General features: G+C 70.8%; 4 protein-coding genes. 1 reads left to right on the top strand and 3 read right to left on the bottom strand.

Annotated elements, in window-relative coordinates; all coding sequences use genetic code 11:
* The 3 genes from fxsT to NBG84_RS07250 all read right to left on the bottom strand — a co-directional run.
* The coding region (fxsT, locus tag NBG84_RS07260; protein WP_250918472.1) for an FxSxx-COOH system tetratricopeptide repeat protein at positions 1-2,601 on the bottom strand (2,601 nt) is incomplete at its 3' end.
* A gap of 132 nt (positions 2,602-2,733) precedes the next feature.
* Positions 2,734-2,931 (bottom strand): hypothetical protein, encoded by a 198-nt coding sequence (locus NBG84_RS07255; protein ID WP_250918471.1) that lies wholly within the window; start codon positions 2,929-2,931, stop codon positions 2,734-2,736.
* Between the two features lie 278 nt (positions 2,932-3,209).
* The gene (locus NBG84_RS07250) at positions 3,210-5,138 is read right to left on the bottom strand and encodes a hypothetical protein (protein WP_250918470.1); all 1,929 of its coding nucleotides are present in this window, start codon (positions 5,136-5,138) and stop codon (positions 3,210-3,212) included.
* Between the two features lie 497 nt (positions 5,139-5,635).
* Here NBG84_RS07250 and NBG84_RS07245 point away from each other — a divergent pair, with 497 nt between their 5' ends.
* Positions 5,636-5,929 (top strand): hypothetical protein, encoded by a 294-nt coding sequence (locus tag NBG84_RS07245; protein ID WP_250918469.1) that lies wholly within the window; start codon positions 5,636-5,638, stop codon positions 5,927-5,929.
* The last annotated feature ends 71 nt before the right edge of the window (positions 5,930-6,000 follow it).

Raw genomic sequence — 6,000 nt, 5'->3', positions numbered from 1 at the left:
GGTGCGCCCGGCCTGCCGGTAGGAGTTGGCGAGGTTGCTGCGGGTGGTGAGGGTTTGGGGGTGTTCGGGTCCTAGGATGCGGTCGGTGTCGGCGAGGAGTTGCTCTTCGAGCCGTATGGCGTCGCCGGTGCGCCAGGCCCGCCGGTAGGAGGTGGCGAGGTTGCTGCGGGTGGTGAGGGTGGTGGGGTGTTCAGGTCCCAGGATGCGGTCGGTGTCGGCGAGGAGCTGCTCTTCGATCCGGACGGCGTCGGTGGTGTCGCTGCTGCGGCCCCGCCTGTAAGCGGTGGCGAGGTTGCTGCGGGTATTGAGGGTGTGGGGGTGGTCAGGTCCGAGGATGCGCTCGCGGTCGGCGAGGACCTGCTCGTGGATCCGGGCGGCCTCAGGGATGCGGCCCGCCAGCCAGTAGGAGTTGGCGAGGTTGTTGCGGGTGGTGAGGGTGGTGGGGTGTTCAGGTCCCAGGGTGCGCTCGCGGTCGGCTAGGACCTGCTCGTGGATCCGGACGGCCTCACGGATGCGGCCCGCCTGTCCGTAGGCGACGGCGAGGTTGTTGCGGGTGGTGAGGGTTTGGGGGTGTTCGGGTCCGAGGGTGCGCTCGCTGTCGGCCAGGACCTGCTCGTGGATCCGGACGGCCTCCCGGATGCGGCCCGCCTGTCCGTAGGAGGTGGCGAGGCTGCCGCGGGGAGCGAGGGTGTCGGGATGGCCAGGCCCCAGGACGCGTTCGGAGTCGGCCAGGACCTGCTCCAGGATCCGGATGGCGTCGCCGGTGCGCCCCGCCTGCTGGCAGGCGTTGGCGAGGTTGTTGCGGGTGGCGAGGGTGTCGGGGTGGTCGGGCCCCAGGGTGTGTTCGGTGACGGTGGCGAGGTGTTGCCAGTGTGCGGTGGCCGCGGTATGCAGGCCTGCGGAGAGGAGGCTCAGGCCTGCACGATGGAGGACTAGAGGGGCGTCGGGGTGCCGGAGGCGGTCGCCGGTGTGGTGGTAAAGGCTCTCGGTGCAGGCTCGCAGCGCGGCGGCGAGATCCCGGTGGACGGGGAGGGTGTCCTGCTCGGGCCAGCAGGCGAGGAGTCCGCCGGCCGCGGCTTGTGTGTGACCGTCCGTGAGTTGGTGGGGGAGGGTTTCGCGGACGGCGCGGGCGGTCAGCGCGTGGATCCGCACGGAGCGGGGTCCGGTGCCGGTGTGGGTGATCAGTGCGTAGCGGTGCAGGACCCGCAGCGCCCGGCTGGCCTCGGCGGCCGTGGGGCGTTCCCGCTCACCGTTCCGGCTGGGTTGGCGGTGCTGCTCGAGGCGGTCGAGGACGGGACTGGTCGCCCACAGTGCGTGGGGGTGTCCTGCGGGGTCGAGGAGCGCGGTCAGGCGCAGGACGGGTTCGGCGATCCCGGTCGGATCAACCGCGCGGGCGGCTTCCAGCGACATCAGGAGTGTGGTGGTGATCTGACGTCCGTAGCCTTCGGTGTCCGCCCAGGAGGGCAGCGCCTCTTCCAGGCGTGTCTGCCGGTCATTGAACCGCTGGAGGTAGGCGGTGCAGGAGATTTCTTCGTTGATCATGTAGGCCGCGGCGTGCCCGAGGGCCAGTGGCAGACACCCCAGGGCGTCGGCCAACCCACCCACCGACTGGTCGAGGAGATGCCCCATCCCGTCCCCACCCAGCCGCGCGCGGAGATACCCGTCGGCTTCTTCCGGGGTATAGACGTCGACCCGTACGCGGGTCCGCCCACCACCAGTCATGCGTGCGTCGTGGAGGCGGGTGGTGGCGAGGACCCAGCCGGTGCCGGTGCGGCTGATCGGCCACCACGGCTGCATCGCCGCGGGGTCGGTGACGTCGTCGAGCACGATGAGCCACCGCCGCCGTGTGGTCTTCAGCCAGGCCAGGAACGCGCGGGCGTCCGCTTCCGGGTCCTGCTCGTCCGCGCCGGGTGCGCGGACCCGCAGGGCTGTTTGGGCGTAGGTGGTGATGACCTGCCCGGTTTCAGCCGCGGAGGTCCACAGGACGAGATCAGTTCCGTCTTCGAGGGCGTCGGTGGCGTAGGAGGCGGCGAGTTGGGACTTACCAACCCCGCCCCCTCCGGACAGTACGCGCGTCCGCCCATGCCGACCGTCCGGGGCCCGGGTTTCTTCTCTGGGTGCGGTCTGGGTGAGGACGACTGCTCCGCTGTCGGCGCGTGCCGCGTCGATGCGTTCGCGTAATCCGGTCCGGGGCTGGAACGCGGTTGCCAGGGTGGGGACCGGCCCGATCTCCACCGGCCATCCGCTATCCGACGGTTGATGAGTGGTCGAATCGTGAAGGCCTTCGACTCCTGGCCACCCCAGACCCACCAACCCTGGTCCCGCGGCGGGACGGTCTTCGCCGACATTGCCTGCCACTGCGGTGCGGCGGAGTTGTAGAAGTTCGTCCGCCGGCAGGCCCAGCGCTTTCGTCAGGGCTGCCACCGTTGCTGCCGAGGGCACGGGCGCGCCGTGCTGGAATGCTCCGTGCACGGTCGTCCGGCCCAGCCCCGCCCGCACAGCAAGCTGCGCCTTGGTCAGCCGCGCGCCGGCCAGCGCGTCAGCCAGCCGGCTGCGTAGCCCGGCGAGTGCCCGCTCGCGCTCTGTCTGGTGGTCGTTCACCTATTCCGCCCCCCGGCGCCTCTTTCGCAGGCCCTCATCTTCCTTCATCCCAAAGTCCAGAACCGCCCGCCGGTCCACCCCATGCAGACGCCCCGGGCAGGGCGCATCTCCCCACCCTCAGCAGCTTGTTCACTACAGGACGGCCGTGAGGGTGGCGGTGATGACGGCGGCGAGGGTGAGAGTGCCGGCGAACACGGCCCCGGCGCGGGTGAGAGCGGCAGGGTAGTCAGCGCCGGCGAGCCGGGCGAGCTTCCCCGCCCCGGCGGCGGTCAGGGCGGCGACAACCACCACCAGGCCAATGCCGAGCAGGACGACAGCGGAATGGTTCACGACGGATCCCCTAGAGAGTGTTCGGTTCGGGTGTGATCCGAACGTCGCAGGTGGGATGTTCGCCGGGGTCCGGCCGGACGAAGACGAACACCACCGAACACCCCCTGGGGGCGGCCGGATCCCGCCCGGCCTACCCGCCACCCCGCTCTGGCTTCGGCCACCATCTACCCCGCTGCGCCTGGCCGCCCTGCTCGGCCTGTTGCGCCCCCGGCGCCTGCTGCGCTTTGTCCGTGCTGTGGGTCCGTCTGCCGTTGTCTGTGCCAGCGGGGTGTGTGGGGTTAGGGCATCTGTGGCGGGTTCGGGTGTTGTCGGAGCCAGTGTTGGAACTCCCGGTGCCGGTACTGGTACGCCGCTCCGCTGTACCGCAGCAGCCCCGCGTCGGTTGCCCAGTCGAGGAACCGCCCGAGCCGGAACGGCAGCTGCCCGCGCAAGCAGAGCAGGAACACCAGATACCTGCGGGAAGCCGCGCCGACCATGAGCCCGACCAAGAGGCCGACCGTGAGGCCGAACGCGATCCCGGCCAAGAGCACGGCCATCAGCCCGGCCGTGATACCGGCGATGAGCGCGAGGCGGGCGTCGGTTCTGATGGCGGCCCGTGTCCTGCGGCCCGTACCCGGCTCCTGGGTTATTCCGGCCATGAGCCCGGCCGCGATCATGACCGCGACCCCGGTCAGGAGCCCGGCGGTGAGCCCGGCCGCGACCCCGGCCACGAGCCAGCTCGTGGCCGCACGGGGCCTGTCGGTCCAGGCGGCGCGGCGCGGGTATGTCCAGCGCTGGGGCCTCACTGCTGGGACGGTCAGTGCTGCTGCCGGCAGGGCGGACAGGACCACGACCAGCCACCCCGGGAAAGCACGGGCGGCGAGTCCCAGCACGAGGACAACCAGGGCGGCCGGGGCGATGAGGGCGGCCTCGGTCGCCCGAACACGCCGGCGTCCGGCGAGGGGCCACAGTTCGTGCAGGAGTAGATCCGTGCCCTCCGGGCCGTGCGCCCCCGCGCCCCCGGGGGCACCTGTGCCGCCTGCTGTGCCCGCTGGGTCGAGGTGGCGGGTGAGGCGGTGGAGCCAGCGGTGTACCTCCTCCGCGGTGTACCCGTCCGGGTTGGGGGCCGTACTGACCGCGGCGGGAATGTAGCGGGCGAGGAGATGGGCGTCCACCGCGTCGGTATCCGGCAGGGTAAGGAGTTCGGCGGGGTCGCCGTCCCGGTGGTAGACGGTGGCGGCCAGACACAGCCGCCACGGCGTCGACAACACACCGGCGAGGAGCCCGTGCGGGTGGCCGGCGAGGTGGTCGGTGAGGGACTGCCAGCGGCCCGCATCCCACGCACGGCCGGTGAGGTAGTCCCGGGCGTCGTCGGCGCCGACGGGCTGAACCGCGACCCTGGCCGCATCGACCACCGCCCGTGGCACCAAGGCGTCGTAGTGCCCGGTGCGGCAGGTCAGCACCAGCGCACCCGCCTCCCCGCCCTGCTGATACGCGTTCAGCGCCTCCACGACGGCGGTGGCCCGGGGCGCCGCAGGGTCCGGTAAACCGTCAGGGCCTGCCGGGTCCATCTCGTCGAGGCCGTCCAGAACCGGCAGCACCAGGCCGTGCCCGACCAAACCGGCGGCCATATGCCGCGGCCAGTCGTAGTCCTCCGTCAGCCGCTGCTCCAGCAGTTCGGGCAGGGTCTGGCGGTCGGTCTCCCACCGTGACAGCGGTATCCGCACCGGCACGGGTTCGTCCTCCCCACGGCCCTCGATCAGTCCCAGCAGGAGTTCCAGGGCGGATACGGTCTTCCCGGCCCCTCCGGCCCCGGTGATCACTAGCCGCAACGGTTTCGTCGTCTGGTAGTAGGCCACGATGTCCGGCACCGCCGACCCACCCGGCCCGTCCGCGAACAACCGCCCCGCATTCGGCGCCGCGGCGGGCCTTACCCCGCCGGACACCAGGGTGTAGGCGAGGTTGATGCGCTCGGTGTCGTCGCCCAGCAGTTTCCGCCACACGGCGCCTTCCCCGGCCTGAACCTGACCTGCCAGCGTTGCGGCCCAGCCGCGGGCGAGCGTGGCGTCGGCGAACGCGGCGGTGTTCGCCTGGGACTGCTTCCGTAAGGCGACCACCGCGACCAGCCCGGCGGCCACCGCCAGCGCCACCGCGAACAACCCTGCGGTGTCCGACGCCTTCAGCCCCCCATGGCTCAGCTGCCGCACCACGTACACGGCGGCTGCCACCGCCACCAGCACACACACCACACCGGCCAGCAGCCACACACGCCGCTGACGGCGCCCCCCCCGAGTCCCGTCATCCCCCAACCCTTCACCACCCACCCACCAACACACAGCCCCCTTCCCCCACTTGTGACCACACCGACGAACAACCACCCCACCAACCGACACCCGGAGACAACCGAACCCCGCGCCCAGAGCCGGTGGTCCCCGCCCACCGCCCGCCGACCACCTCCGCCCCTGCTTCGCGTCAAGGGCGCGGTCGATAGCCACTGCCAACTTCCTCACGGCTGGTGACGCCGACTGGGGTCTGTACGTGCTGACTCTCGCTTCGTAGCCCAAGGAGATTCTCGCTGAGATGCCCGAGTGGTAGGGAGAGGAAATCTCTTGGTGGCAGGGCACGGTCTACGTGCAGCGGTAGCGCACTTGTTGAGGAATCTGCGTACTGGCTCGTGAGAAAGACCTGTTCAGCGACGCGGGAATCCCCATACGGTGCGGAAGGTATGACGGCACTTGCATCTTTCACCTTCGTGCGCCACGTCGATGGGCTCCGCTACCACTTCGAACGCGACGGCGAGCACCACGGCCGCCCCGCCTATCGCAGAACGGACGGGTACGTGTGGTGTGTCTGGTCGCCGGCCGACGGCTGGCATTGTGAGATCGCCGACGGCCTCGTGACCGCCCATCCTGTCAACAGCCACGCTGATGAACCAGAACCCCCGGCCACCGTCTGGCGCAGCTTCAAGAACGACCGCTCCTACCTCTACGACCTCCGGCCCCTCGACCCCGAAGCATGATCCGCCGGACAGTGTCTAGCGGTGATGCGCGCCATGGGAACGCAGAGCGCGCCTGACCGGCGGGTACGCAC

The organism is Streptomyces albipurpureus, from assembly GCF_023701525.1.
GTDB classification, from domain to species: domain Bacteria; phylum Actinomycetota; class Actinomycetes; order Streptomycetales; family Streptomycetaceae; genus Streptomyces; species Streptomyces albipurpureus.
The sequence above is the reverse complement of the archived record's forward strand: the minus strand, read 5'-3'. Positions and strand labels throughout refer to the sequence as shown.

Coding starts and splice junctions, on each gene's coding strand:
- NBG84_RS07245 (WP_250918469.1), top strand. CDS start 5,636: ATGACGGCACTTGCATCTTTCACCTTCGTGCGCCACGTCGATGGGCTC.